Raw genomic sequence first — 26,134 nt, 5'->3', positions numbered from 1 at the left:
TCTCTGTTAATTAAAAATCCAGATTTAAACCGAAGGCATAACGGCGTTGGTAAGGGTAAGCGGCAGCATCTGCCCCTTTATTAATTGCTTCCGGATCAACAAATTTCTTGATAGCGGAGAATTCGTAAAGATTTTCACCCGTAGCAAAAATCCTTAACCGAGTAATACTAAACTTCTTTGTCCATTTTGAAGGGAAGGTATATCCCAGTGACACATTCTTTATACGCAGGTAAGCACCATTTAGCAGATATTTTGTCTGTGGGATATCCAGCCCCGACCCGTAATTGGCATCTGCCAGCCAGGATTGTAACACAGGATACTGTGAATTGGTATTGGCATCAGCAAGACCCGCAGCAATATAAGATGCCGAGTGTTTGGCGCGTTGCTCAGGAGAATCTGCTGTTCCACGATAGTAATCCAGGTTCCATGGGTATACGTTCGCATAAGGCTGCTGGTATGGGCCCCAGAACAGATAATTATGTGGGTAAAAATCGCGTTTCAATACTCCTTGCAGGAAAACTGACAGATCAAATCCTCTCCAATCCATGTTCAGGTTTGCTCCAACCGTATAGCGGTCGGTGCTGTTCCCGATCACCTTCAAATCCTTCGGATCTTTGGCACTCAAGCCTTTCTCAATCTTGCCATCTCCGTTAAGATCTTTGTATTTAGGCCAGCCTTCCACAATTGAGAGGGCTCCCCATGGAATAATCGAACTCTGGTCAAGTGCAGCGATCTCTGCCGCGTTCCGGAAAACTCCGTCATTTTCTAGTCCCCAGATCTCACCAATCGTCTGCCCCTCCCTGTAACCAGAGAACAACTGCTGATCGTTTTTAAAATGCGTGATTTTAGATTTAGAATCTGAAATGAAGACTTTAGCATCAAAACTAAATGGTTTAGCGCCCAGGTCAAATCTGTCTTTATAGGTCACGGAAAGTTCCCAACCTTTAGTACGCAGATCCGCTGAATTCTGCGCAGGCACTGCGGTACCCAATACACCTGGCAGCTCCTGACCCGCAGTTAGCATTCCTTTAGTATCCCGGATAAAATAGTCGAATGTGAAAGAAAGTTTATCGTTCAATAAGCCAATGTCCGTACCCATGTTTAGCGTAGATACACGTTCCCAGGTATACGTTTGCGGATCAACGTTGAGTCCCGGAGCACCGGTAATAATCTGATTTTGTCCGGCGCCACCAATCAGGTAACCAGAAGTCGCTGTGGCCAATGATTGGATATAAGCAAAGTTCCCTACGTTCTGATTACCCAGCTCACCATAAGAACTACGCAATTTGAAAGTAGAAAGCACCGGGGCCAGGGGTTTAAAGAATTCTTCCTGACTTGCTATCCAAGCGACCGATCCTGAAGGAAACAAGCCCCAGCGTTTCTGTACCGGGAATCGCGAAGACCCGTCATAACGACCTGTAGCTTCCAGAATATATCTGTTTTTAAAAGTGTAGTTTAACCTTGAGAATGCAGAGTTTGTAGCGTAAGCTGCATAAGCACCACTTGCTGTAGCCGCACCACTAGCAAGTGACAGATATGGGAGAGAAGACGAAATTAAAACATCGCGGGCAGCATTGGCTGTCGAGTAATCGTAGTCTTCGCTATTGAAACCAACCATGGCACTGAAAGAATGATCACCAATGGTCTTTCGATAAGTGGTGTATAAGTTAAAAGCATTATTATACAGATAACCATTACTTTCACTTACAGAACCCAATCCACCTTCTTCACGGATATCATTGGGGCCATAACCAATCTTGTATTTTCTGGTATCCCGATGTGTTCTCCACAACTCACGTTTAAAAGACGCATCTCCGTTAACCTGTAGATCGCCATTTAAAAACAAGGCTATGGCACTGGTAATATTCTGGAAACCCACCATGGTTTGCAGATTATTTCCTCCATCTACTAATCTGGCGGCAAGCTTTCCTGCATTTGAATTTGCCCATGTACCATCAGGATTTTTCACCACATCGGTAGGCATCAGATAATATAGATCTGTAATGTTTGTGTTAGGTAAGGCTTTCTTAGTTTCATATACGTTGGTATTATTATCAACCTTAAGCCATGAAACAGGTGAGAATCCGATTCTTGACCGAAGGCCATACCGGTCAAAATAATCATCTGTCAGTTTATTTAACCCGTTGTCTTTACTGTAGTCGGCCGACAAGTAATAAGTTAATGGCTTTTCATTTACTGTAGCTCCGCCTGATAGGGTAAGGGTGTGACTTTTAGACATGCTTGAGTTGTTTAGAAAATAGCCATACCAATCATTACTTCCCATATATTCCCATTTAGTAGGGTCTGTAGGATTTAACCGCGTATCGGCAATTGACGGATTATCAGAACGCTCTTTCGCCCAGCGGTAATACTCATCAGAATAATTTACATAATCCCATGGGGTATTATCGGTAGAGGTTTCCAATACTCTCGAGAAGATATATGGGTCTGTTACCGGTTTAGGCAACAAGGTTGGCTTTCCCCAGGAAGTAAAAGTATTATAGCTTACTACATTATGGCCGGCAGCACCTTGTCTGGTGGTAATTAAGATAACGCCGAATGCTGCACGGGCACCATATATAGCCGCAGAAGCCGCGTCACGCAGCACTGTAAAAGAAGTAATATCTGATGGCGTTAAGCGTAACATGTCATCATTACTTGTGGCCGGAATACCGTCAATTACGATCAGTGGAGAACCACCATTAATTGAAGTATATCCTCTGATGTTGATATTAGGTACTGAGCCCGGAGCACCTCCGGTATAGGTAATATTTAAGCCCGGACTAATTCCCTGCAGTCCTGCTGCAGCACTGGTGAGTGGTCTCGATTCCAGCTGTTTTCCCGAGATCTGGTCTATCGCACCTGCGATGTTAATCTTTTTCTTTGTACCGAAGCCTACAACCACAATCTCATCAAGATTGGCATAGTCAGGAGCTAAAGACACATCAATTTTTGTACGTGTGCCTACAATAATTTCCTGTTGCTTGTATCCTATGTAAGAAAATACCAGGACTGCATTAGATTTTAGATCGGTAACACTGTACGCACCATTGCTGTTTGTAGCCAGGCGTAAATTTGTTCCTTTTACATTAATATTCACGGCAGGAACAGTTTCTCCGGTCTTCTCGTCAGTGACCACACCTTTCACGGTGATCCCCTGCGCAAAGACACTTGCCGAAGTAAACATAAGGAAGAGCATCCAAAGTAGCTTTTTTTTCATTTCGTTAATATTAGTGATGGTTTGATTGGTACCTTTTTAATGGGGGCTAAATTGACCATATCATATTAAGGCGAGGTTAACAGTAAATTAAAAGATTAATTGAACGTACAGTCAATCTATTATTAATTTGGAGATGCCGATTTCTTTTAAGTAGTTTGCTGAAACCAAAAAATTAACGGGAACTCATGGGGAGAAAAAGTCTTAAAGAAACAAGACAACAGGAAATCATTAAGGTATTCTATAAGGTTGCAAAAAAAGAGGGATACGAGAATACCTCTATCGCCAAGATTGCGAAAGTGATGGATATTAACCCCAGCTTAATTATACATTACTTTGAGACCAAAGAAGATTTAACCTATGCATTGATCGATCATATACTTGACAGATATCTGCTGATTTATACAATCAAGCATAAGGACCAGGCTACACTGGAAGACTTGCAGCATACTATAGAAATGTTGTTCTCCAAAAAATGGAACCTCTTGTTCGACGATGGCCTCTTCTACACTTTTTATGCCCTCGCATTTCGCGAGAAGAAGATAAAATTGAAATATAAAGTAATTCTGGATTCACTACGGTTAGGACTGGCAACCATGATTGACCAATGTAACGCTGCAAAACTCACCAGCGTTGTTGATCCACAAACCACAGCAGATTTTATCTTTGTACTGGTGGATGGCGCGTACTTTTATCTATCTCTTGAGAGCGATAATCGCGCTTACGCCGAGCGACTCGACTATTATAAACAAAAGGCTTATGAAATCCTCGGAATTCCGCAATTAGCGCTTGCTGACTCTACGACTCCTTAGGTGCTTTCCTAAAGCAAACACGCCAATAAACATCCAAAGGAGATTTGCCGCTGCATTGGGCAGGTCACTGGTATCCAAAGCGGTAACCGTAAGGCATAATCCACCGAAAATATTGAGTAGCTGAAAGCTCCAGGATTCTGCACGAATCACTTTCATACTCAACAAAAGATAGCCTAGGGTACAAAATATAACTCCCAGCCAGCCGATACTTAACAATAGGATTCTGGGCATAACCGCATTTTAAAGATGTAAAAGTAAGGATTGCAGGTTAAGCTATTGTGAACTTTGCAAACGTCAGCCTGGCTATGGAAAAAAACCGCCTGCTTTGACTGATCAAAGCAGGCGGTTTAAGTAAATAAGATCTTATTTTTTTACCTTCAGTTCTTTGCCGGCAATATCTTCCCACCGGTAATAATGAAAAGTCTTATCATCACTCATGACTACAAAAAGTCCATGTTTAAACGTATCATTTAAAGGAACATTAACAACATCAGAACCGTCGCTTTGTGTGGCCTGTACATCAGCGATCTTCAAGAGCCTGTGCTCAAAAGGATTTTCTTTTGTACCCTCCCTGCTGAAGATCTGGAAGCGGTTAGCACCTTGGTCAGACACCAATATATAGCCGGTTTTCCCATCCAGCTTATAGATCGAAATTCCTTCATGATCTACCTTAAAACCAGTTGTACCAAAGATAGCCAATTGTTGATTTCCCTTTTCAGGATCCGCATAATACTGTCTGACGCCCGTCTGCTCGTCCGAATAGTAAATGTAACCAAGCTCGTTGTCGACCGCTATAGATTCGATTTCCTTCTTGCCACTGTATTCACCAAACTTACGGACAAGAGTAGCTTTCACGTTTCCCGTGCCATCGTCACCGAGTAAATATTGCCATAAATAACCGCCGGTAGTAGGTCCGGTTTTGCGACCAACAATAGCATACATTTTACCATCTTTAGCAGTATAAATTGAAATCCCCATCAGGTCCCGATACTCCGCTTCAGTTTCGCCTTCAAAAACAGGAATACCCCCGTTATCAACAGGCTTCATGTCGGGCACAGAGAATATGCGCAGCTTGTGCGTCATGCGCTCCGTAGTGATGGCGATATCGGTTGGCTTACCATTCAACTTTAAACCATAGGCAAGGTCAACATTATTGGGTCTTTGCAATCCGCGGACAACTTTATCCTGGATAATTTTTCCCTGTAGATCGAACACGTACAACGCGCCATCAGCATCTTTATCAGTACCGATCACAATACTTTTAGAGGGGTCAGCTTTATTGATCCAGATTGCAGGATCATCAGTATCATATTTTACCGGTTCAGTAATTATAGCCGGTTTTATTGCATTTTGTGCAACCTGCTGTACCTTACATGCCGATACCGACAAGCCAAGGAACAACAGGTAAATCAATTCTTTTTTATTCATACTTAGATTTTAGTGCCATAAGCCCCAACAATTACAGAAGGCTCAGGAGATACATAAGTTATTCCGTTTGCAGTAGTGATACCTGCTTTATGGTGACGCGTAAACGCGGTCGTTCCTTTCGTTAACGCAGCAGAGTTTCCTTGCAGATGGAAATCCCATGCTGTGTTAAAATCAGCGTTCAATACTGCAGTATTGGTAGGGTAATTTACAAATTTAGGGTCATTGTCATTAGCCACTTTGCTGATCACATCGTTGGTACCGGCAACTACATCGTTGCTTCCTGGCTGGAACTGGTTCACTGTAGTCTGATCGAAACCGAAATACCAGTTGTTACTGTATTTAGAGCGACTGTCTTCAGGTTTCTTTGGATCTCTTTTTACACCAAAACGGGTATTTGCGAAAATGTTATTATACAATTCAGTACGCACAGTTGCTTCAATCCATACTGAGCCACCTTTAGCCGTTGGTCTTCTCCAGCCTGTATTCACAAAAGTATTGTTATAGGCAATGATATAAGCCTGAGGCGTTTTATCACCTGCGTTAGACAATTTCAAGGCATTCGTATTAGCACTGTATACCAAATTATTGGCCACATCAGCTAAACATCCGGATTTGAAGTTCATTGCCTCACCACCCGTCACACCAGTTGTGTAGAACATGTTGTTCGCGAAAATAATCTTTCCGCCTTCAATGTAAGTACAATCTTCCTGGAAGTTACGGATAATAGAGTTTTGAACAATTAATTTGCCATTAGCATTGGCAAACCAAAGTGCCGGCAAGTTTTCTCCGGCAACGGCCTTGTACAAACCCATTTTTACCGAGCTTGACGCATCAGAGGTAGTACTACCACCGTATTCCAGGATGGTGTGATCCAATACCACTTCAACAGCAGTTGGTCCACATAAAATTCCACCCCACAATTTACCGAATCTTTTAGCCGTTGTTTTGTAGCTGTCTAATACCGTAAATCTTACCGGGTTCTCTGTGGTACCCAAAGAATATAGGTTACCTTTCACAATAAATTCAGGTTTAGCGATGGTATCCATCAATACCGTAACACCTTCTTCGATAGTCAATGATTTCCCTTCGGGGATGATCACGTCACCTTTAATCAGGTGGATACTTCCTTTTGCCCATACACCGGAAACCTCTCCTGTTGCAGAGCCATCAATTGCCGTGGTATCCACGTCGATGTTTGCTTTCTCACAGCCAGCGAAAGCGATCGCTGAAAGCATGGCTACTGTAAAAATCTGTCTTAATTTCATGTTATTTAATTTGAAATGGGAATTGCTTATTTATTGAATTTATAACGTACACCAATCAGGTAATTCTGTCCATACAGATCTTTGCGGATCAGGGTATGACCGTCTTTTACGAGGTCTTCCGCAATCTTACTGTTTTCTGCATTTGTACCTTTGATAAACAGTTCTGTTGGCGTATTTAAAATGTTATTTGCTTTAACAAAAACGCTCACACCACTTTTGAATCTCTTTTCTGCAGAAGCATCCATCTGGATAAATCCTTTTTGCCAAAGATCATTGTTCAGGAACTGAGAGATGGTATTGATACGTTCACCTGTGTAAGCACCTGCCAGTTGCAGATCCCATCCATGTTTGGTGTCTTTATAAAGCAACGATAAATTGCCGATGTGCTCTGACTGGCCAAATAAAGGTCTGGTCTGGTCTACCTGAAAAGCCTCGATGTTACCTGTTGCAGCATTGATCCTCCTCGATGTTTTTGGCGTCGTGATGCGGGAGTGGGTATATGTATAGTTCGCTTTCAAACCAACCTTGTTGAAGAACTTAATATAATCAGCTTCCAGTCCGTAGTTTTTAGCCGTACCAAAGTTACCAGGTGTATAATAGATATCCTGACCACGTGTGGCATCAGCCTGGAAAGTATATTCGATCGGATCCTTAATACGTTTGTAGAAAGCACCAACCAATAGTTGCTCCGAAGCGCCTGGGAACAATTCGTAACGCAAATCGTAGTTATCAGCAAGCGCGCGTTTCAGGTTTGGATTACCACGTTCCTGAAACTCCTCATTTACAATTTTACTTGGAACGATTTCATAAAATCCCGGGCGATTTAACGCTTTATAATAAGAAGCATGTAACTGAGCTTTCTCAGTAAGGTGATATTTAGCAGTCAAGCTAGGCAATAGATCGGTATAAATCTGACTGCCTTTAGGATTGGTCTCACCTGCAGGAAATAGTAAATTATAACCTTGATTGGTATGCTCTACACGGGCACCACCAATTAACTCCAATTTCGCATCTGTATAAGTCAGCATTCCGTAACCAGCAGTTGTTTTCTCTGTGGCATCATATGTTAACGGGTTAGAAACTGCACCAGTAGGGTTGGTTACAACCAAGTTCAGATCAGTATAATTCTGGTAATCTACACCATAAACCTTAGTTGCATCAGCAGCCGAAGGCGAAAGTGTATATTGGTTAAAGAAACTACTGCGTTGTTTATCGCGATATAAGCCACCGATTTGCAGGTCCAGTTTCTGATCGCCACGAATCAAAGCATAGGTAAGGTCTAAATAGCCTGCTTTGTCGTCATCAGTGTTACGTTCCCAACGGCGTTGTACAGGAGAGGTATTTACCAGGGTAGTACGTCTGCTCTGGAAGTTTTGTTGTAAACCATTTAAGCTAATGGTTGTGTTATCAGGAACATCATTTTTTGCCGATGCATAAACTGCAGACCATTGAACTTTAAAGCGGTCGTCAAAGAATTTATGATCACCATGCAGGGTGCTGTTATAAATCTGTTGCTCTGTTAAGCGACTACGGGTAGTATAGCTAACCTCTGCATTACCTGCAGTAGGATTATACACCCCATTATATGAAGTACCAAATGCATCACGCAATTGCTGATTTTTCAAGTTTACGTAAACGTTGTATAAACTGATCTTGTTATTATCGTCAAAAACATAATCCACTTTACCATGCAAACCTAAACGTTGTTGCTGCTCAGAATACTCGCGATAGCTTTTGCTGGTGATTACTGCATATTGGTCGGTACCCGTTACTGAAGAATTGTAGAAAGTACTGTTGCTTCCGCGATAAGTGTTCTGGTAACTACCGGCAACGATAACCCCAAGTTTGTTATTCAGGAAACGCTGACCGATCGACATACTTCCGATCAGATTAGGTGCAGGTTTTTTAGAGGTATAATCTAAAGTTCCTTTAGTAAAATCCTTTTGCGTAGCATTATAGGTTCTACCATTAATCTCGTAAGGCGATTTAGAACTGATATCAGAAGCCTTGAAGCTGGTGAAATCTCTGTCGAAGAACAACTGGCTATATCCGGTGGCAATATTGGCATTGATCTGTAGTTGATCAGGCGCATTTTTCATCACCATATTTACCGCACCGCCAATCGCATCACCTTCAAGATTTGGCGTTAAAGTTTTGTACACTTCTAATCGGTCTAACAGGTCCGAAGGAAAAAGATCCAGGGGAACATATCTGTATTTGTTATCCGGACTGGGAATCTTTACGCCGTTTACCAATGTATAGTTATAACGCTTGTCCATACCGCGGAGAATGGCATACTGACCATCACCATTGCTATTCCGCTCTAAAGAAACACCAGACACACGTTGCATCACATTGGCAACCGTTAAATCCGGAGAAATCTCTATTGCACGGCCTGAAACAATGTTCATCACCTGATTGGCATTTTGCTCAATACGACGCGCATCACGGTCGTTAGACCCAGCAGCTGTTGCACGAACTACTACTTCATTTAAGTCAGATGCACTTTCCATATAAAACTTCAGGTGATCATTGTCTTCTTTCTGGATAGTGATTTCCTGAACGATAGTAGTGTAGGTCACATAAGAAACGCGGATAGTGTGTTTACCTATCGGTGCATCTTTGATTTCGAACGTTCCATCCAGCCCTGTAGAGGCCGACTTGCCCGTCTTCTCTAAAACCACGGTTGCACCAACGAGGGCTTCACCGGATTTTTTATCATACACGTGACCTTTAATTTTTGTGGCATTCGCAGTGATGACACAGAAAAGTAAAGGAAATAAGATTTGTAAAAGTTTATTCATTGCTGTTTGGTAGCGCTACATTTTTTAAACGCCGTCGCAAAAGTGTGTTACATTCAAATCAAAAAAGAATCTTGAGCGTTACATAACGTGAACACCGTTACAAGTAACGTATATCAAAAGGCAACATAATACTTTAAGACACTGAAAAAAAGGCAATTATATAATCACAAAACCTCCGTTACCATTTTATTACCGTTACATTAAGATAATGTTAAGCCTCCCATTTGAGCCTGAAATGGTCAAATAGTGCTGTTGCGTGTAACGGTCAGTTACAGCTTTTGAACGAATGCAGTGAGATTGTCTCCCTGCGCAATATTGAGTTTTTTACGTAAGCGGTAGCGCGAAACCCTTAGGCTATCTGTCGAGATTCCGAGCAGTGTAGCGATGTCTGAAGAGTCCAGGTTCATCTTGAGCAATGCGATCAACCGCATATCGGTAGAAGTCAGTTGGGTACTAAATTGCTTTAAGCTATCAAAGAACTCCTGGTGAACCTGCTCAAATGCAACCGTAAATTCTTTCCAGTGTTGCTCATGGTTAAAACTTTCATTGATCTCGCTAATCAGTTGCTGCATTTGCTTCTTTTGATCGCGTTTTTCTTCTTTTACCATAGCCTGCAGCGTGCTACGCAGGTGCTCCAGGAACTGGTTGTTCTTGATTAAATTAAGTGTATGGGTAGAAAGCTCCCTGCTTTTGATATCCAACTGCTGTTTTAAGGTAGACTCTTCCAACTGCTGGTTTTTGAGTTCCAGTTTAACTACTTCATGTTCGGCAGCTTTCTGGCGCGCCTGGTTTTCCTGGACACGGAGTTTAAATCGCTGCCTGGAGAAGATTACAACTCCTAAAATGATGATTAATACAATTACTACTGCTACCGCAACCCCAGTAATGCGGTTTACCTTTCGGATGTTGTTTAAGCGAGCAATCTCGTCACTTTTCTTATTGATATCATACAAGACCTGAAGAAAAGTGGTTTGTTTCACCCCATCCTGCGAATAAAGGTCCAATGAGTATTTACGACTGAGTTCAGCGTAACGGTAGGCACTATCCATCTGATGCATCAGATCGTAGGTACGCCCCAGATCCCTACATGCCGAAGCCACCTGATACATATTTCCTGTTTTTTCGGCAAGTCTCAGTGCAATCCGTGTTTGCGCAATGCTTTCCGGATACTTACCTGTTTTACGGAGTATGTCGCCCAGATTATTGATTACTTCAATACTCCCAATCTCATTGTGCTCTTCTTTATATAGTTGTAGCGACTGACTGAAACTTACATAAGCAGAATCATATTTTGCCAGATCTTCATAAATGCTACCTAGATTTTCATAAATCTTTGCCGCTCCCTGTTTAAAGCCTGCCTGGGTGTAGCGCTTCAATGCGAGGTGCTGGTAATAAAAAGCACTGTCGTACTGCTGACGTTTCTCATACGAATGGCCAATGTTACCCAGGATTTGCGCCTGACCTTTCAAATTCCCCGTTTGATTGTAAATCGTTAATGCTTTATTATAGGTTAATCTTGCTTTATTGAGTTGCTTATTATAATAATACAACACACCCATCTCACCAAGGTTACCTGCCAGGAGCTCTGGCTTGTTAAGTTCTGTGTAAATACTGTCTGCGTGGAGATAGAACTCCATAGCCTGACTGTAGTGTCCCTGATTGTAACAAACATTCCCCATTTGCTGAAGGGCCAAACCCTCAGACACCCTGTCGTTTTTATCGAGTGCTGTATTGTATTTCTTCCTTAATACCGATAAGGCTGAGTCCGGCCGTTGCTGTAATAGCATATTGATACTTTCTGATGTTTCACTTTGAGCTTTCAACAGATTAACAAAGCAAAAATTGATAAGGAATAGCAAGATGTAAACCGAAGATGTTCTCATTAGGGTTCAAAGAAAGGGTTTACTTGTTAAGTTAATGTTAACACAACAACCTCAGGGTAGGGTTACGTTATTGTTATGTTGAAAACTAATAAGATAACATAGACTAAGCAATTAGTTAAAATTATGTATCTTACTTTGCGCATATCGCAAGATTAAATTTTATGGAAAACACACAAGTAAAAATCAGCGCCGACTTACAGCAATTTCTTGATAAGTTTCAACCAACCAAATTTAAGGTTATGCTTAAAGGTGTTGAGATCCGTGGTATCAGAGACATGCACAGGAACATTACCCAAGCCAAGGATTTGATCGACAGGTTAGAATTAAATCTGATTGTTTCGCATAACGCTGAGATGTTGAGCTACGGCGGTTTCGAAGTATTAAATGCTTAACCCATAGCTCAACAGTTATTTTAAGAATGTATGGATTACTCTAGTTGCCGATATTAGGCAGGGGTTACTATGTTTTTGTTAAAAAGCATATGTTGTTGACAATGTTCTGTGCACAATTCGAACGTTGTCTTTAACTTATTTGAGATCTCCATTTTATATTTATTTTTACCAAATATTTAACGCAATCTCAATCGTATCATGAAAAATCTCCATAGGAGTTTCTCAATACTCGTTTTTTTGACAATATTCAACAGCTGCAAAAAGGAACATACACATTAAATCAGATTAGGAAAGACGAACTTAGCATTAATTCGGCAAAAGCATACTTTGAGTCTGAAGTACTGAAAGGCTCGACTGGTTTAAATACGATTAGTACAAAAGCGTATGTGAGTATTAATTCTATAAAAACTATTCGGAAGCTAATTGGGATAAAGGGGATAAATGCTGCAGCTACTTCCGAGAAATTTAATCTCTATAAAGCGAACTGATGAAATATATAGCCTTCTTAATTTGCCTATTTTTACTTAGCTGCCAAAATCCTACAACGCTAGAGATAAGTGAGAACAAACTCATCAAAAAACATTATCCTATTGATACTGCTGAAGCTTTATTATTTAGCTTTGAACGTATCTTTAGAGATCATGAAAATTTTCCGAAATACTTTGGAAAAGAGCCACTTTTAATTGTTAAATCGAAGCAAATTCCGAATTCGCCCACAATTGTATTTAAAGGAAAAAAGTCAAAATGGGTTGACCAAACTGTTGGAATAACGCTAGAAAACATAAAACGCCCTTTACCTTATATCGAAATTAAACGTTTTGAAACGAGGAATGACAGTGTTCTTGTAGATCTAATGCTGACCCAATTGAACAGAGTATATCTTATTATTCTGAAACAACACGATGAAAATCTAAAATTAGCCTCTTTTGAAGAAATGCAACTCTAGCCGAAAGGACAAAATTAAATTTTTGATTTTTGTCAATTGAGGTGTTTCCAACTCACTGCTATAAGTTTATATCCTGATGTTGTGTGCAAAAAAGAATATCGTTCCTGATAACTGGTAGCGCCTGTTCCGAAACTGACAACTACATCGAACAATGGATATTGAGCATTGTTAGCTTCACCACAATCAGTATAGAAAGATTTATACAATGTCTGGGTATAGATCATGTAATTCAACTCCTCAGGTATAATCTGTAAATCCTTATTATCGGGCCGAATGTGCGACATCTTTTTTATTAATACTTGCTGATATTGAGTATGAAATGATTTCCGGGAGTAAGATTTTCTAAGCGTTCTTCCGGAAAGCCCCTCAATACTTACAAGATCGAAAGTATGCTGGCCAGATTTACCAGCAAGGCTCTTTATATAATCATTATAAAACCAGTATTTAAACTCTTTCTCATAGTTGCTAAACGTATAGTAGCGCCCATCTTTAGCTTTAAAAGAATCGCGAAATGTTGTATCGGCCGGTTTATCACGTATTTGCATGGAATACCAGTTCAGATGATCGAGCATATTATAATCCAGACTATCGATGATAACCTCAGCAGCCGTATCGATTAATGCCGTCACCCCAGCCCAGCTCCAATGCTCGCATGGGTGCTTTGCGTCGTATAAACTTCCATCAGGGCAAAATCGCGTTCCATTATACAACACAACTGCCACTCCATTATAAAATGGCCTTGCATCATTATATAAGGCACTAATCGCCACTTTTCCATGCTTATCAAGATAACCAACCTGATCTGTTTTAGGATCGCGGAACCTGATTTTGCCCTCCTGTTCACAATCAAAAGTAAAGTCGAATATATAGCTACTATCCCGCGCAACCGCTCGTCCATCTTTTAAAAGATAATACGATTTATAGGTCTTAGGATCCATTACCGCTATGATGTTCCTAAATATCCCCGCTCTTGTAAAACCCCCAAACTGAGCAGGAATTTTCACCTTACCTGATGCGTCTTTATAGCCGATCAATTCTTGTTTAGAGTCGGTAAAGCTGTACCAAACCGGAACTTGCTGGGCTAGAACAGGCTTGCCAAGCAGCAACAGACAAAACGTCATTCCAACTAGTAAGCCATACATTTTTTTACTGTTCATCAAATAATATTTACACCACATACGCATGCCATTGCAGCCTCACATATCTTCTAAGCTTAATTTAAAGGTCGGGATAATTTCTATAAACTGGTTATCAAACTTATCTCAGCACTTATTGTTTATCTGGTACATGGCAAGAGAAATTAAAGCAGTACAATGTCCAAAATGTGGCTCAACAAAAAAGGTGGAGCTTCGAAAGGACTATTTCAAATGTCTGAACTGCGATACGGAGTATTATATCGAAAATGACGACGTCACGATTACCCATAACGTCAATTACAATAACGCACCACTCGCAAATAATACTCCCTCAAAAACTCCCTCAATAGTAGTCGGCATACTCCTTCTTCTGTTTTTTTCTGGATTCATCATCAGTCAATTTTTTAGCAGTAAGCCTGCCAACCAGTATTCAACCTCAGAATCGCCTACCGCATCCAAAGAAGTCTTTAGATGGTCAGATAGAGATCTGACAACCTACACTGACGCTGCAGGAAAACCAGTAGTTGTAATCTTTGGGCAACGCGATTATGATAATGATGAGCAAGCCAAGAAATCAGGTAAATACATCGCTTTTTATGACCCCCTTACAGAGAAAGAAGTAAAGGTAGAGCGGCTCCCCAATATACCTACAACCGACAGGGACGAGGTAGAATTTATGAATTTTAGTAACGGTGAGATTTACGCCATTACCAATGATAGAACAATTTTTAAGCTCAACACAAGCAACAAGGCGTTGGAAAGTTTAAACCAAATTATGGCTAACCGTTACCCGGAATTTTCAAGTGGCATTGCCAAAGCAGAATTTGTTGGTGATCGCAATGGCGATGGTTTCAGTATCATGAGCAATGAAGGCAAGCACTACTATTATTTCCCTATAAATGGTAAGGTGTACAACGATAAAGCCTACCGCCAAGCTCAACTTGATATCGCCACCAAGGATCCGAATGCCAAAACAAAGACCTATTTTACGTTTAGTGGCGTAAGCTCAGATTATCCCGACGAGGAATCTAAATTGATCAGGTTCACCCAAAAAGATAACGCTGGTGGCCCTAAAGACTGGCCCTGGTTCGAAGTGTCTGACCATTACAATTATTATGGAAAATATAAGAGCGACTTCCGATTTGGCGAAAAGCTGGTCATATCCTATAAAGACTTAACGCCAGGCAGAAAATATTTCGCCACAAAAATTCTGTATACCGATAAAGATTTTGTCTTGCTGAGCATGAGTGCTACAGCAGCAGAGGATGCTAACAGCTCAGTTCAATGCCTAAACGCCAATACTGGTGCCATCATTTTTACCCTTCCCTTTACAGAAAAGATAAGCTTTGATGAGCAGACCAGCCGATATGCAGGTGGATTTATCCTGAAAACCTACAATGAAATCTATGTGATCGGCATGGACGGAAAATTAATAAGAAAATTTAAAATCAGCTAACAATGGGAATCGGCAATTTTTTCAGAAATCAACTTTCACAGGTCATAGAATGGAAAGACCAGCAACCAGATCTACTCGTCTGGAAGTTCCCGTCAGAAAACGATGAACTCAAAAATGCCGGAAAACTCATTTTATCTCCAGGCCAGGGTGCGATCTTAGTTTATGAAGGAAAGGTTACCGACCATCTTAACGAAGCGGGTATTTACAACCTGGAAACAGATAATCACCCCTTCATTACAACGCTGCTCAAGCTCCGCACATTTTTTGAAAGTGAACATAAGCTGAAGATCTGGTTTTACCGGACTGCAGAAAATGTGAACCAGGGTTGGGGAACATCACAATCCATTAAATACATTGATCCGGTGTACAAGATTCCTGTAGAGCTTGGGGCAAATGGAAGCTTTTCTTTTCGCATCGCTGATCTTGAACACTTGTTCAGCAACGTAATCGGATCAAAACATGTTTATACAGTGCAGGAGGCACGCGACCTGCTGCAAAGTCGATTCCCGCAGCAACTAACCTCCGTACTTGCCCAAAATCGAATTTCTTATCAACAAATTGATGCAGAACTGCCAGCCTTGTCAGGCCACATTCAGGAGCAACTTAAACCGGAACTAGCCACACTGGGATTTGAGCTTACCGACTTTCAGCTAAATGGAACTGTCTTTGATGCCGGAACAAAATCGCGGATTGATAAGATAGCCGATATCACGGCTGAGGCTATGGCTGCCGGCGAAGGCGGATTAACTTACGTAGAACTTGAAAAACTCAAAGCGTTGCGTGATGCTGCTAGAAATGAAGGTGGATTGGCGGGCGCAGGCCTTCAACTGGGTGTAGGCATGGATCTTGGCAAAACATTCAATACTGCAAAAGATGAACAGCTTAACGCAGATACTTCCGATCCTGTAGCCAAACTGAAACAATTAAAGCTGTTGCTTGATGAACAGATCATCACCCAGGAAGAGTTTGATATGAAGAAAAAAGAATGGCTGAATAAGCTCTAAACCCTGCATTATGAAAAAGCTCATTGGCGTTATTACCATCATATTCATTGTTCTTTTTGTTACTATTGTTGTACTTAACATCTGGAAAATCCAGATCGTTAATCTTGATACGATCATACGCAGCAATGCTACCCTTTTCGTACTTGGCATTGCCATCGTTATTCTACTGGTTATCTATGGTGGTTTCTTCCGAAAAGCCGATCAGGTCTATAACAATAAGATCGGCAACCGTGCACACCCAAAACAATAATTAAAGCTCCCTATGGCTAAAAACATCAAGGCAATCCAATGTCCCAAATGCGGAAGCGTTAAGAAGACAGAACTCAAGCCAGACTATTTTCGCTGTGATAACTGCGGCACAGAATATTTTCTTGACAATGATGATATTAATATTAACATCAGAAACACTTCAGTACCACCACAAGGCAATATTTTAGCAGATGGAAAAAGAAGCCGTACACTGGGCGTTGTCATCGTCGCGATAGTAATACTAACAATCCTGTTGATCAACATCTTTTCGAGAAGCAATTCCAGCCCTGCCTCACCAGTAACAACAGAGGCTAAATATAATTTCGGCAGCGCGGGTAGTATTGTTTATCAGAATACAAATACCGGCAAAGCCGTTTACATGCGTATCGGTCGGGAGTTTATCGAAGATGAAAACCAAAGTAATGACTATGTAAACACACATGTGCTATTTATTGATCCGATCAGTAAAAAAATAATGAAAGATGACCTATTGATGTCGCGCATCCGGAGACTCGACGATTACTTCCCCTCCTTTCAGGTTTTCAACGACGGAACAATTTATATGTTATATCCCGGAGCAAGGCTTTTCACAATAGACCGCGAGGCTGATAAACTGGTAGAAGTAACCAAATCACTATTTAAAAACCATCCAGAGCTAAGTGTAGGAATAGCGACTATTTCATTGAATGAAGATTACCTGGATCTGTTAACCAACGATGGCCACAAGTATTTCTATATTCCGAAAAGCGATGTGCTCACTACCGAATATGACGGAAAAGACAGTGCCTTAAAAGTTATACAACCCGATATTTCCTTTAAGTTTACAAACGATGAGTTGCTTAAAATGACACCTAAAGCTTCCACAAACATCAGTCCCGATAGAAAATATTTTCGGCCTGAAATTGTTTACCAGGATAAACAAAGCCTCATTATCGCTTCTGGTGCAACAGCAAGTCCTCAAGCACCAAAAATGCTCCAAAGCATTGACATCAATACAGGCAAAATCATCTGGTCCTTACCAGCAAAAAGTTTTTACTACGATAGTGGTGCGAGATGTAAGGAAGGTTTTGCCATTGAGTATTCCTCGGGCTCAGATCAGGATTATATTTCCGGTATATTGGTGATTTCTCCTGAAGGAAAGATTGTGAGCGACTACCAGCTTGACCGTAGTCAGTAGTCAGGATATCCCGCCTGGCCGGGGTAAAATGCATGAATATTCCTGAAATGTTTAAATGTAATAAAACCCGATCTGTGTTATAGTGTTGAATAAGGTACAATTCACCTATAATTTATACTTATCGAAAAAGGTTACCCTATGCAATTACAGACTTTTGACATTTTCACAATTAATGCAGATGCTTACTACACCAGCTTAGAACCTGCAGTTAACACTGATATTGCCAATATCAAAGATATTCTATTAACAGATGCTGCTTTAGAGGACAAGACAATAGCTATTTTTGAAAAACATTACATTTTCAATGACTTTGAAATCCAGGATGTGGACAAAGGGATCATTACAAAAGATCTTGATGATAAAATCGCAGCCAGCCTAATTGGGAATAGTTTTATCGCAACAGGTTTGACTAATGGGATTACCGAGATTTGGTACGATCTGGAAGTCAAAAGCGGATTACTATCTGTTCATCAAACGGTACAATATCCTCAGCAGTCAGTTAAAGGTGCACTCAAAGGAAGCCTGATGCGCCTACAGTTTCATTTTCAGCAATCTGACGCCACATTGATTGGTCCTATAGCCTTACAGGAAAAAGAAAGAATTATAGCGCGGATCAAAGCAAATAATGACGACTTAAAGATGTATTTTGAATCAAGGAAAGTGTTGTTTCAGGCACAAATCAAATTGAAGATTCAAGACCAAGTTGCTCGGAATAAACGGCAGGAAGAAGAGAGAAATCATTTTTAGCACCCTATACACTAAATACCCTGAGCATTTCAGGGTATTCTAAATCAACTATTTCGAAACTTATCTTTCCCATTTGTCAAGCTTAATTTTTATTGCCGGACTCTGGAGGAATTCCCTTTGTCGGCATTATTTTGACAGGCGGCTCTACTGTAACCGGAACAATCAAAACAGGTTCATCACCAACCTTCTTGCGCGAACTAACTTTATTTACAAATAGAGCCTTTGATATTTTTTTACCCGTTACAAAATCTGTAGCCGATTGACTGGTAAGCGGAACTCGCTCATAACTCAACATGTAGCGCTCATCATGGTAATCCGCCACCTTCGCTTTGGTATAATCAACGCCTTTTTTGTAAATATCTTTACGAATAAACTTATTGCTGGCCGGATCTAATGTATAGTTCTTAATATCAAAAATAGAAGGTTCTTCGGTAAGATAGTTTACGCCCGTTGCCGACTTCAGCTGATCATTAAAATAAAAAACAGTGTTTTTATCCTCCTGACTTTTTTCCTTTTTACTGCGCTTCATATAGGTATCCCACTCAACATCCTTTACCTCTGTCTGCTTTTCAAATTTGCCCCAACGGGTATCCAGAACAACGGTGTCGCCAATTGTTTCCAGAGTACCCTCAAACGGTCGTTGTTCAGATGAGCCGGCAGCGTAGTATAAAAGAAAATCGTTAAAATGAACTGGCAACTTAAAGCTATTGGTATTAAATTGATAGAAATTTTGATCGTAATTTTCAGCAAGAGTTAGCGTCTCCGGTCGGTACGCAATTTGTTTGGTAAAACTCGATTCTCCTGTTGGGTAGCCTTCAGCAAAAACACGCATCATTTCAGCAGCATCAAACTTTACATAGGTTAACCCATTTCTATTAAATGATCCTGCAAACGTAAGTTTAATCCCCTTTTTGATCGAAGTATTTTTTCTACCGAGCATAACAAATGGTTGCTTTGGAACGTCGGGTACAAAACTGATGTTATTATGTTCAAGTGTATATTTACCCCAGAGCAAGGTAGCATATCCATATAATGCAAATGTACCATCATCATAGATATCAATCCCTGCAGTACTTCCCTGCAGATAACGACCCGAACCAGGTTGCTTCATTAAAGTGTCTTGTTGTGCATCCACAATCACTGGGATTAAAAAGATCAGAAATAGCATATACTTTCTCATTACAAACCTAACAAGTCGGTTAACCTTTTTGTTGTCATACAACCAGAAGAATGTATTCCGATGCCAGAGATTGTTAAAGAAAATTAACAACTATTATTTCAGACGAAAATTTCTTAGCTTGCTGTAACCAATATAAACCTGATTTGCCAGCTTTTTTTATTGCTGGCAACGCAGCTCAACAGCACGATATGATCTATGCATAAAGTTTGTCACGGCTTTTTATGCCTTTTTTTTCTGATGATATTCTGTATCAACTCAGTACAGGCACAGGTAGCAGTACCCGTTACCGATACAGAAAAGCAACATGTATTTCGTCTGCACGAGATAGAAAAATTTACAGACTATAATAATAAGCTTAGTATTTACGAGGTCACGAGTCCACAGTACAAAAATAAATTTAAACCAAACACTACCCCCACACCTCAGTTGACAGATGTAAATGCTACATATTGGTATCGCATCACGCTCGACCAGTCCATCCCTACAAAGAACGACTGGATCCTTGAATTTTTTGATCAGACCATAGATAGCATTACCGTATATGCCCCAGCTCCAAATAATACCTTTGAAGTGACGCAGCTGGGGAGCAATCGCCCTTTTACAGATCGCCTGTATAGCCATAAAAACTTCGGACTAAACCTGAGCAGATATAAACATCAGCGTAACGTATATTATTTCAAATTACGTTCACACCAGTCGGCCAATGTAATTATCGTACTCCGGTCAGTCAATTGGTTTATCAGCTACGCATTGGACGAGTATTTTTTCTTCGGGATATTTTATGGGATGATCCTGGTATTTGGATTATACAACCTGATGATGTTTATAGCCCTCCGGCAGCGTCAGTACCTATATTACATTTGCTATAACCTGAGCATTGGCCTGTACGAAATGTGCGCAGATGGGATCGCCTACCAGTATTTATGGCAGATGGCCCCATCCTGGAATCACTACGCCTATGGCATAGCGCTTTTTTTTGCCAGCATCTTTGCCATCCTTTTCACACAGAGCCTGCTCAACTTACGGGACAATGCCCCCCGATTCAACAAATTGCTTAGCCTTATTATTTTGGCGCGTAGTTTATTCTTCCTCGCCTGCCTCTTCATTAATAAAACCTGGTTTGGCTATAAAATTATTGAACTCATCCCGCTGTCGGTGGCTTTGTCAGCAGGCTGCTATGTACTCTATAAAGGTTACCGGCCGGCCCGCTTTTTTGTAATTGGGTATGCCTTTTTGTTTTTTGGGTTTGTTATAAAAACCTTGATCGCTTTAGATCTGTGGTGGCTTCCGGTAACAGCACTTAATTTCTATACACTTAGTTGCTGCTTTATCCTGGAAATGCTGTTCATCTCGTTCGCAATTGGCGACAGGCTACGGTTGCTTAAGCGCGAAAAAGACCAGGCGCAACTCAAAATAATCGAAGAGCTGCAGCGTAACGAAGAGTTAAAAGATATACTCAATAAAAAGCTGGAACAGCAGGTCGCCTACCGCACCATGGATATCATAGAGCAGTCGTCGGTTATCGCCAAACAAAATATGGAACTCACCATAGCCAATGAGCGCCTGCAAGCACAGGCTGAAGAAATCCTGCGGATGAATGTTTTACTGGAAAGCGACAACCTTACATTGCATCATAACATTGAAAAGGTGAGTCATGACCGCATCATGCTTACCGATGTTGATTTTGAAGAGTTCAGCCAAATCTATCCAGATAAAGAAACGTGTTATAAATTTCTTGCAGAACTAAAATGGAAAGATAATTATGCCTGCAGGAAATGTGGAAATGGCCTGTATGGAAATGGACATCAGCCCTATAGTCGACGGTGTTCAAAATGCGGATATGAAGAGTCCGTTATTGCTTATACAATTTTACAAAATACCCGCATCCCCCTTAACAAAGCATTCTATATGCTCTTTCTAATGTATTATACCAAGGGACAAATATCGTCACATAAATTATCGCAGATCCTGTCCATCCGGCAAAGTACATGCTGGTCTTACAGCATCCGCATTAAAAAAGCCATGGACGGGATGAAAAAGGAACTGCACAATGCCGGTAGTAAAGGATGGAGTAAGCTGGTTATAGATCAGCGTGCCCCACAATAAGCACTTCCCCACCATTCATCTCCAAATTCTATTAAAAATCCAATTGCGATGGTAGCGTATCAGGCTATTTTTGCTAAGGCTCCATTACAGGTTCCAAACCCCATTCTTCTTGTAATAAGCTTGTGACGCAAGCGTATCACAACACACACAACAATCTATATATCAATAATTTATATCATTTTTTGTTTGCTATTAAAGCTCGGATTGCGTTAACTTTACTGCAACCAAATAATAAAACCAATCCTCTAAAAACCAAAAACCTGTATGAAAATCTACTCCAGTTTAAAAATGCTGGCGGCGGGTCTGTTGACCTTCATGCTGCTAAACTATGCCTGTAAAAAAGACCTCAGATCAGAAGATCCGGAAGTTGCAAGCACCACCACAACTACACCCCGCGCTGCCACAAGCCCCGTAAGTGTTTTCCTAACCAAGGGTGATCAAAGCGCGCTCTTAGCTCAGAGTACCGTAAACTTCGCTGCCGACGCAGGTACCAATGCCAATACCATTACTGTTGATGAAGGCGTAACCTATCAGGGTATCGATGGCTTTGGATATACCCTTACCGGAGGTAGCGCCAGCTTGCTGAATGGTTTAGGTGGTAACAAAGCTGCCGTCTTGAATGAGTTGTTCGGGACTGGAAACGGACAAATTGGTGTTAGCTATCTGCGCATCAGTATTGGTGCATCTGACCTCAGTTCGTCAGATTTTACCTATAACCAAACGGCAGGAGATGTCAATATGAACAACTTCAGTATTGCACAGGAAAATACAGATCTGCTGCCGATCCTTAAAGCTATTCTGGCCATCAACCCCAACATCAAAATTCTGGCTACCCCCTGGACAGCGCCAACGTGGATGAAAGTTAATACCACAGGTAACAATGGCTATACCGGCGGCAGCTTAAATACCGCTTATTATGATGCCTATGCCCGTTATTTTGTTAAGTACATCCAGGCAATGAAGGCACAGGGTATTACCATCGATGCCATAACCCCACAGAACGAACCACTTAACCCATACAATAATCCAAGTATGGTGATGCAGGCAAATGAGCAGGTCGCCTTTATTAACAACAACCTTGGACCCCAGCTGCGCAATGCCGGTCTGAATACCAAAATCATTGCGTACGACCACAATACCGATGTACCAAGCTATGCCACAACCGTTGTTGGCAATGCCGGCCAATATGTTGATGGGTCTGCATTCCATTTGTATGCAGGAACTATAGGTACACTGACAGATGTACACAACGCTTATCCCAACAAAAATGTGTATTTCACCGAGCAATGGGTGGGTGCGCCAAGCAACTTTGCGGGCGACTTAAGCTGGCATATCAATACGCTGATCATCGGCGCCACGCGTAACTGGAGCCGCAATGTTTTAGAGTGGAACCTTGCCGCCGATCCAAACAACAATCCACATACAAATGGTGGCTGCAGCACCTGCCTGGGAGCAATTACCGTAAGTGGTACATCCATTTCCCGGAACGTAGGCTATTACATTATCGCCCATGCATCAAAACTGGTTAGACCTGGTGCAGTGCGCATCAATTCCAATATCGCTGGAAGCATACAGAATGTTGCCTTTAAAAATAGCGATGGCTCCAAAGTCCTTGTCGCATCAAATAGCGGCAACAGTCAGGCAAGCTTCAAAGTAAAATGGGGATCCGAGTCCTTCACCTATACCTTGGCAGCCGGAGCGGTAGCAACATTTAAGTGGACTGGCACGCCAGGTGGCGGAAGTACCAGTGCTCCCATCGGCTCTGTTGTCACGTTGAAGGGCTTCAACAACCAGTATGTAAACAGTCAGAATGGCACACAAGCCATGACCTGCAGTAGCGCTGTAGCTTCTACCTGGGAGCAATTTACTGTTGTTGACGCCGGGGGTGGTAAAATTGCCCTGCGGGCGATGAACAAATATGTATCGTCGGAAAATGGAACACAAGCTATAACCTGCAGCCGGACCACTATTGGCGACTGGGAGAAATTTGACTGGGTTCCTACCGCTGATGGGAAAGTTACTTTCAGAGGAAGTAACGGGAAATACATCTCCAGCGAAAACGGCACTCAGCCAATGACCTGCTCGCGCGCAACAGCTTCCGGATGGGAGGCATTTGCCATCAATCAATAAACCACCTAAATAAATTAATATGAAAAAGCAATTTAACCAAGTCCTTAAAGGTGCCGGATGGGTACTCGTTTTAGGGTTATCTGCAATGGCCTGCAAAAAAGACCTCAAAACTGTTGAGACGGCAGATCCTGCAGCCTTATCTGCAACAACAACACCACGGGCCTTAACACTGGTATGGTCTGACGAATTTAACGGCACCGGTATTGACGGCAGCAAATGGAATGTTGATACCGGCAATCCCAATGTAAATAATGAAAAAGAATACTACTCATCAAGCAATGTTGCAGTAACTGGTGGAAACCTGGTAATCACAGCTAAAAACCAAAGTATGGGCGGGCAGCCGTACACCTCTGGCAAGATCACCACTGCAGGTAAGTTCACCGTAAAATATGGCCGTATCGAAGCGAGAATTAAACTTCCTGCTTTCCAGGGTAGCTGGCCGGCGTTCTGGATGCTGGGTAGCAACATCGGGCAGGTAGGCTGGCCACAATGTGGTGAGATCGATATCATGGAACAAACAAACACCAGCAATACCACGCTGGGCACCATGCACTGGAATAACAACGGACATGTTTATTATGGTGGCAACACGCAGGCAAATCCTGTTACCGATTACCATGTGTATGCGGTAGAATGGGATGCGAATAGTATCAAATGGTTTGTTGATGGCAACCTGTTTCACACAGGAAACATTCAGAATAACATCAATAGCACAGAGGAATTCCAACTGCCATTCTTTATCATCCTGAACCTCGCCGTGGGTGGCGATTTACCTGGCAATACCATCAACAATGGTGCTTTACCTGCCAACATGCTGGTAGATTATGTACGCGTGTACAATATCACAGGCGGTAGCAGCAACCCTTCTATCGTTGGCCAGACTGTTACGTTGAAAGGTTTCAACAACCAATATGTAAACAGTCAGAATGGCACTCAGGCTATGACTTGCACAAGCGCCACAGCACAAGCCTGGGAACAATTTACAGTAGTTGACGCGGGCAATGGCAAAGTTGCGCTACGCTCGATGAATAAATATGTGTCTTCAGAAAACGGTACACAGGCGATTACCTGCAACAGAACCACCATTGGTGACTGGGAGAAATTTGACTTGGTGCCTACGGCCGATGGAAAAATGAGTTTCAGGGGAAGCAATGGTAAATTCATCTCCAGCGAGAACGGCACTCAGCCAATGACCTGTACCAGAGCCACCGCGTCGGGATGGGAAGCATTTGGTATTAACCAATAAATACATAAGTTTAAGCCTGCCCCTTTGGGCGGGCTTAATTACTGAAGATGAGCAAATTTATATTAAGCTGTATTATCTGTACGTTATGGAGCTGCCATTTATCGGCGCAATCCAATGCGCAGAAGTTATCTATAGGCCTGAGTACAGGTGCTGTGAATCAGGACCTGAAATGGTCAATTGCAGGCAACCTTGCTGGCCAAAACCCAAATATTTTTTCAGAGCTCCACTGGCAAAAAGTGGGCGGACAGTCTGTGGGCACAACAATAGTTTGGAATGTATATAAGCGCCTGTTACTGTCGGGTGATTACGAACGCGTATTTATCCGTTCTGGCACCGTTACCGATCAGGATTTCAGTGGCGATAACCGGTCGGGAATTATTTACGATGAACGCTTCAATGCTGATAAGGGCCATGCGACCGATTGGTCTGCCAGCGCAGGTTACAAGCTTATCAACCAACCAAAATTTAACCTCCATGCATTTGCCGGATACAGGATCAACAGGCAGTCGCTGGTTCTTTACGACCAGACCGGCAGCTTTCCCAATTTGAACAGCACTTACACGGCGACATGGAAGGGCCCTTTTATCAAAAGCATGGCAGCAATTGAGCTCGTTAAAAAACTCCAGGTATCTGCTTCACTAAGCTACAATCAAGTGAACTATCAGGCTATATCAGACTGGAATCTGGCCCAGAACTTTCAACACCCCATCAGTTATCGCCATACCGCTAAGGGCTTTGGCATTACAGGCGATCTGGGCTTAACCTATGCTGCTTACAGGCATGTTGCTATCCAGGTTAGCGGAGGCTATTTTACCTGGCAAACCGGGAAAGGCCTTGATGAACTATTTTTAACGAGTGGCGCCGTTGATAAAACCCAATTAAACCGTGTTGATTGGAGCGGTTACCGTGTAACGGCAGGTTTGATCCTGAAGTTATAGAGCCGTGCTGTAGCTGCC

The 26,134-nt window shown here is 41.8% G+C and carries 20 protein-coding genes; 12 read left to right on the top strand and 8 right to left on the bottom strand.

Annotated elements, in window-relative coordinates; genetic code table 11:
• Positions 1–10: 10 nt before the first annotated feature.
• The gene (locus CLV32_RS11900; protein ID WP_133555792.1) at positions 11–3,220 is read right to left on the bottom strand and encodes a SusC/RagA family TonB-linked outer membrane protein; all 3,210 of its coding nucleotides are present in this window, start codon (positions 3,218–3,220) and stop codon (positions 11–13) included.
• 185 nt (positions 3,221–3,405) lie between these two features.
• Here CLV32_RS11900 and CLV32_RS11895 point away from each other — a divergent pair, with 185 nt between their 5' ends.
• Complete coding sequence (locus CLV32_RS11895) at positions 3,406–4,029, top strand: TetR family transcriptional regulator (protein ID WP_133555790.1); 624 nt, start codon at positions 3,406–3,408, stop codon at positions 4,027–4,029.
• On the opposite strand, the gene CLV32_RS11890 is transcribed toward CLV32_RS11895, so the two are convergent.
• From CLV32_RS11890 to CLV32_RS11870, 5 genes are all read right to left on the bottom strand, one after another.
• Entirely contained in the window at positions 4,000–4,260 is a 261-nt protein-coding gene (locus CLV32_RS11890; protein ID WP_208110999.1) for a CBU_0592 family membrane protein, read from the bottom strand. The genes CLV32_RS11895 and CLV32_RS11890 overlap by 30 nt on opposite strands.
• A gap of 132 nt (positions 4,261–4,392) precedes the next feature.
• Positions 4,393–5,457, bottom strand: coding sequence for a phytase (locus tag CLV32_RS11885; RefSeq protein ID WP_133555788.1), 1,065 nt, complete (start codon positions 5,455–5,457; stop codon positions 4,393–4,395).
• A 2-nt stretch (positions 5,458–5,459) separates the two neighbouring features.
• Complete coding sequence (locus CLV32_RS11880) at positions 5,460–6,722, bottom strand: right-handed parallel beta-helix repeat-containing protein (RefSeq protein WP_133555786.1); 1,263 nt, start codon at positions 6,720–6,722, stop codon at positions 5,460–5,462.
• Between the two features lie 26 nt (positions 6,723–6,748).
• Entirely contained in the window at positions 6,749–9,526 is a 2,778-nt protein-coding gene (locus CLV32_RS11875; RefSeq protein WP_133555784.1) for a TonB-dependent receptor, read from the bottom strand.
• A gap of 269 nt (positions 9,527–9,795) precedes the next feature.
• Positions 9,796–11,409: a tetratricopeptide repeat protein gene (locus tag CLV32_RS11870; RefSeq protein WP_133555782.1), complete on the bottom strand. Its 1,614-nt coding sequence runs from the start codon at positions 11,407–11,409 to the stop codon at positions 9,796–9,798.
• 161 nt (positions 11,410–11,570) lie between these two features.
• Here CLV32_RS11870 and CLV32_RS11865 point away from each other — a divergent pair, with 161 nt between their 5' ends.
• Both CLV32_RS11865 and CLV32_RS11860 read left to right on the top strand, forming a co-directional pair.
• Positions 11,571–11,801 (top strand): hypothetical protein, encoded by a 231-nt coding sequence (locus tag CLV32_RS11865; RefSeq protein WP_133555780.1) that lies wholly within the window; start codon positions 11,571–11,573, stop codon positions 11,799–11,801.
• Positions 11,802–12,288: 487 nt separating this feature from the next.
• On the top strand, positions 12,289–12,747 hold the full coding sequence (locus tag CLV32_RS11860) for a hypothetical protein (RefSeq protein WP_133555778.1): 459 nt from the start codon (positions 12,289–12,291) through the stop codon (positions 12,745–12,747).
• 32 nt (positions 12,748–12,779) lie between these two features.
• Here CLV32_RS11860 and CLV32_RS11855 read toward each other — a convergent pair whose 3' ends face one another.
• Complete coding sequence (locus CLV32_RS11855; RefSeq protein ID WP_166641939.1) at positions 12,780–13,904, bottom strand: WG repeat-containing protein; 1,125 nt, start codon at positions 13,902–13,904, stop codon at positions 12,780–12,782.
• Between the two features lie 130 nt (positions 13,905–14,034).
• Here CLV32_RS11855 and CLV32_RS11850 point away from each other — a divergent pair, with 130 nt between their 5' ends.
• The 5 genes from CLV32_RS11850 (at position 14,035) to CLV32_RS11830 (ending at position 18,516) form a co-directional block, all read left to right on the top strand.
• Positions 14,035–15,339, top strand: a complete 1,305-nt coding sequence (locus tag CLV32_RS11850; RefSeq protein WP_133555774.1) for a hypothetical protein — start codon at positions 14,035–14,037, stop codon at positions 15,337–15,339.
• 2 nt (positions 15,340–15,341) lie between these two features.
• The gene (locus CLV32_RS11845; RefSeq protein ID WP_133555772.1) at positions 15,342–16,343 is read left to right on the top strand and encodes an SPFH domain-containing protein; all 1,002 of its coding nucleotides are present in this window, start codon (positions 15,342–15,344) and stop codon (positions 16,341–16,343) included.
• Positions 16,344–16,353: 10 nt separating this feature from the next.
• Positions 16,354–16,593 (top strand): hypothetical protein, encoded by a 240-nt coding sequence (locus CLV32_RS11840; RefSeq protein WP_133555770.1) that lies wholly within the window; start codon positions 16,354–16,356, stop codon positions 16,591–16,593.
• A 12-nt stretch (positions 16,594–16,605) separates the two neighbouring features.
• The gene (locus tag CLV32_RS11835; RefSeq protein WP_133555769.1) at positions 16,606–17,769 is read left to right on the top strand and encodes a hypothetical protein; all 1,164 of its coding nucleotides are present in this window, start codon (positions 16,606–16,608) and stop codon (positions 17,767–17,769) included.
• A gap of 138 nt (positions 17,770–17,907) precedes the next feature.
• On the top strand, positions 17,908–18,516 hold the full coding sequence (locus CLV32_RS11830; protein WP_133555767.1) for a hypothetical protein: 609 nt from the start codon (positions 17,908–17,910) through the stop codon (positions 18,514–18,516).
• An 82-nt stretch (positions 18,517–18,598) separates the two neighbouring features.
• On the opposite strand, the gene CLV32_RS11825 is transcribed toward CLV32_RS11830, so the two are convergent.
• Positions 18,599–19,696, bottom strand: coding sequence for a hypothetical protein (locus CLV32_RS11825; RefSeq protein WP_133555765.1), 1,098 nt, complete (start codon positions 19,694–19,696; stop codon positions 18,599–18,601).
• 237 nt (positions 19,697–19,933) lie between these two features.
• Here CLV32_RS11825 and CLV32_RS11820 point away from each other — a divergent pair, with 237 nt between their 5' ends.
• The 4 genes from CLV32_RS11820 (at position 19,934) to CLV32_RS11805 (ending at position 26,116) form a co-directional block, all read left to right on the top strand.
• Positions 19,934–21,802: a 7TM diverse intracellular signaling domain-containing protein gene (locus CLV32_RS11820; RefSeq protein ID WP_243732297.1), complete on the top strand. Its 1,869-nt coding sequence runs from the start codon at positions 19,934–19,936 to the stop codon at positions 21,800–21,802.
• Between the two features lie 264 nt (positions 21,803–22,066).
• Positions 22,067–23,932 carry a glycoside hydrolase family 30 beta sandwich domain-containing protein gene (locus tag CLV32_RS11815; protein ID WP_243732296.1) on the top strand — a complete coding sequence of 622 codons (1,866 nt, stop codon included), beginning with the start codon at positions 22,067–22,069 and terminating at the stop codon, positions 23,930–23,932.
• A gap of 19 nt (positions 23,933–23,951) precedes the next feature.
• A complete protein-coding gene (locus tag CLV32_RS11810) occupies positions 23,952–25,178 on the top strand; it encodes a family 16 glycosylhydrolase (protein WP_133555761.1) in 1,227 nt (408 codons plus the stop codon).
• Positions 25,179–25,225: 47 nt separating this feature from the next.
• Positions 25,226–26,116: an omptin family outer membrane protease gene (locus tag CLV32_RS11805; protein WP_133555759.1), complete on the top strand. Its 891-nt coding sequence runs from the start codon at positions 25,226–25,228 to the stop codon at positions 26,114–26,116.
• Positions 26,117–26,134: the final 18 nt, after the last annotated feature.

It is taken from the genome of Pedobacter duraquae, from assembly GCF_004362245.1.
GTDB classification, from domain to species: Bacteria; Bacteroidota; Bacteroidia; order Sphingobacteriales; family Sphingobacteriaceae; genus Pedobacter; species Pedobacter duraquae.
Note: the sequence above shows the minus strand (reverse complement) of the source record. Positions and strands in the feature narration are given on the sequence as shown.

What these genes read in the sequence shown, in the direction of transcription:
- CLV32_RS11885 (WP_133555788.1), bottom strand. Translation starts at nt 5,457, where the DNA reads ATGAATAAAAAAGAATTGATTTACCTGTTGTTCCTTGGCTTGTCGGTA.
- CLV32_RS11825 (WP_133555765.1), bottom strand. Translation starts at nt 19,696, where the DNA reads ATGAGAAAGTATATGCTATTTCTGATCTTTTTAATCCCAGTGATTGTG.
- CLV32_RS11895 (WP_133555790.1), top strand. Translation starts at nt 3,406, where the DNA reads ATGGGGAGAAAAAGTCTTAAAGAAACAAGACAACAGGAAATCATTAAG.
- CLV32_RS11865 (WP_133555780.1), top strand. Translation starts at nt 11,571, where the DNA reads ATGGAAAACACACAAGTAAAAATCAGCGCCGACTTACAGCAATTTCTT.
- CLV32_RS11860 (WP_133555778.1), top strand. Translation starts at nt 12,289, where the DNA reads ATGAAATATATAGCCTTCTTAATTTGCCTATTTTTACTTAGCTGCCAA.
- CLV32_RS11815 (WP_243732296.1), top strand. Translation starts at nt 22,067, where the DNA reads ATGAAAATCTACTCCAGTTTAAAAATGCTGGCGGCGGGTCTGTTGACC.
- CLV32_RS11890 (WP_208110999.1), bottom strand. Translation starts at nt 4,260, where the DNA reads ATGCCCAGAATCCTATTGTTAAGTATCGGCTGGCTGGGAGTTATATTT.
- CLV32_RS11845 (WP_133555772.1), top strand. Translation starts at nt 15,342, where the DNA reads ATGGGAATCGGCAATTTTTTCAGAAATCAACTTTCACAGGTCATAGAA.
- CLV32_RS11810 (WP_133555761.1), top strand. Translation starts at nt 23,952, where the DNA reads ATGAAAAAGCAATTTAACCAAGTCCTTAAAGGTGCCGGATGGGTACTC.
- CLV32_RS11840 (WP_133555770.1), top strand. Translation starts at nt 16,354, where the DNA reads ATGAAAAAGCTCATTGGCGTTATTACCATCATATTCATTGTTCTTTTT.
- CLV32_RS11875 (WP_133555784.1), bottom strand. Translation starts at nt 9,526, where the DNA reads ATGAATAAACTTTTACAAATCTTATTTCCTTTACTTTTCTGTGTCATC.
- CLV32_RS11805 (WP_133555759.1), top strand. Translation starts at nt 25,226, where the DNA reads ATGAGCAAATTTATATTAAGCTGTATTATCTGTACGTTATGGAGCTGC.
- CLV32_RS11850 (WP_133555774.1), top strand. Translation starts at nt 14,035, where the DNA reads ATGGCAAGAGAAATTAAAGCAGTACAATGTCCAAAATGTGGCTCAACA.
- CLV32_RS11900 (WP_133555792.1), bottom strand. Translation starts at nt 3,220, where the DNA reads ATGAAAAAAAAGCTACTTTGGATGCTCTTCCTTATGTTTACTTCGGCA.
- CLV32_RS11835 (WP_133555769.1), top strand. Translation starts at nt 16,606, where the DNA reads ATGGCTAAAAACATCAAGGCAATCCAATGTCCCAAATGCGGAAGCGTT.
- CLV32_RS11880 (WP_133555786.1), bottom strand. Translation starts at nt 6,722, where the DNA reads ATGAAATTAAGACAGATTTTTACAGTAGCCATGCTTTCAGCGATCGCT.
- CLV32_RS11870 (WP_133555782.1), bottom strand. Translation starts at nt 11,409, where the DNA reads ATGAGAACATCTTCGGTTTACATCTTGCTATTCCTTATCAATTTTTGC.
- CLV32_RS11855 (WP_166641939.1), bottom strand. Translation starts at nt 13,904, where the DNA reads ATGAACAGTAAAAAAATGTATGGCTTACTAGTTGGAATGACGTTTTGT.
- CLV32_RS11830 (WP_133555767.1), top strand. Translation starts at nt 17,908, where the DNA reads ATGCAATTACAGACTTTTGACATTTTCACAATTAATGCAGATGCTTAC.
- CLV32_RS11820 (WP_243732297.1), top strand. Translation starts at nt 19,934, where the DNA reads ATGATATTCTGTATCAACTCAGTACAGGCACAGGTAGCAGTACCCGTT.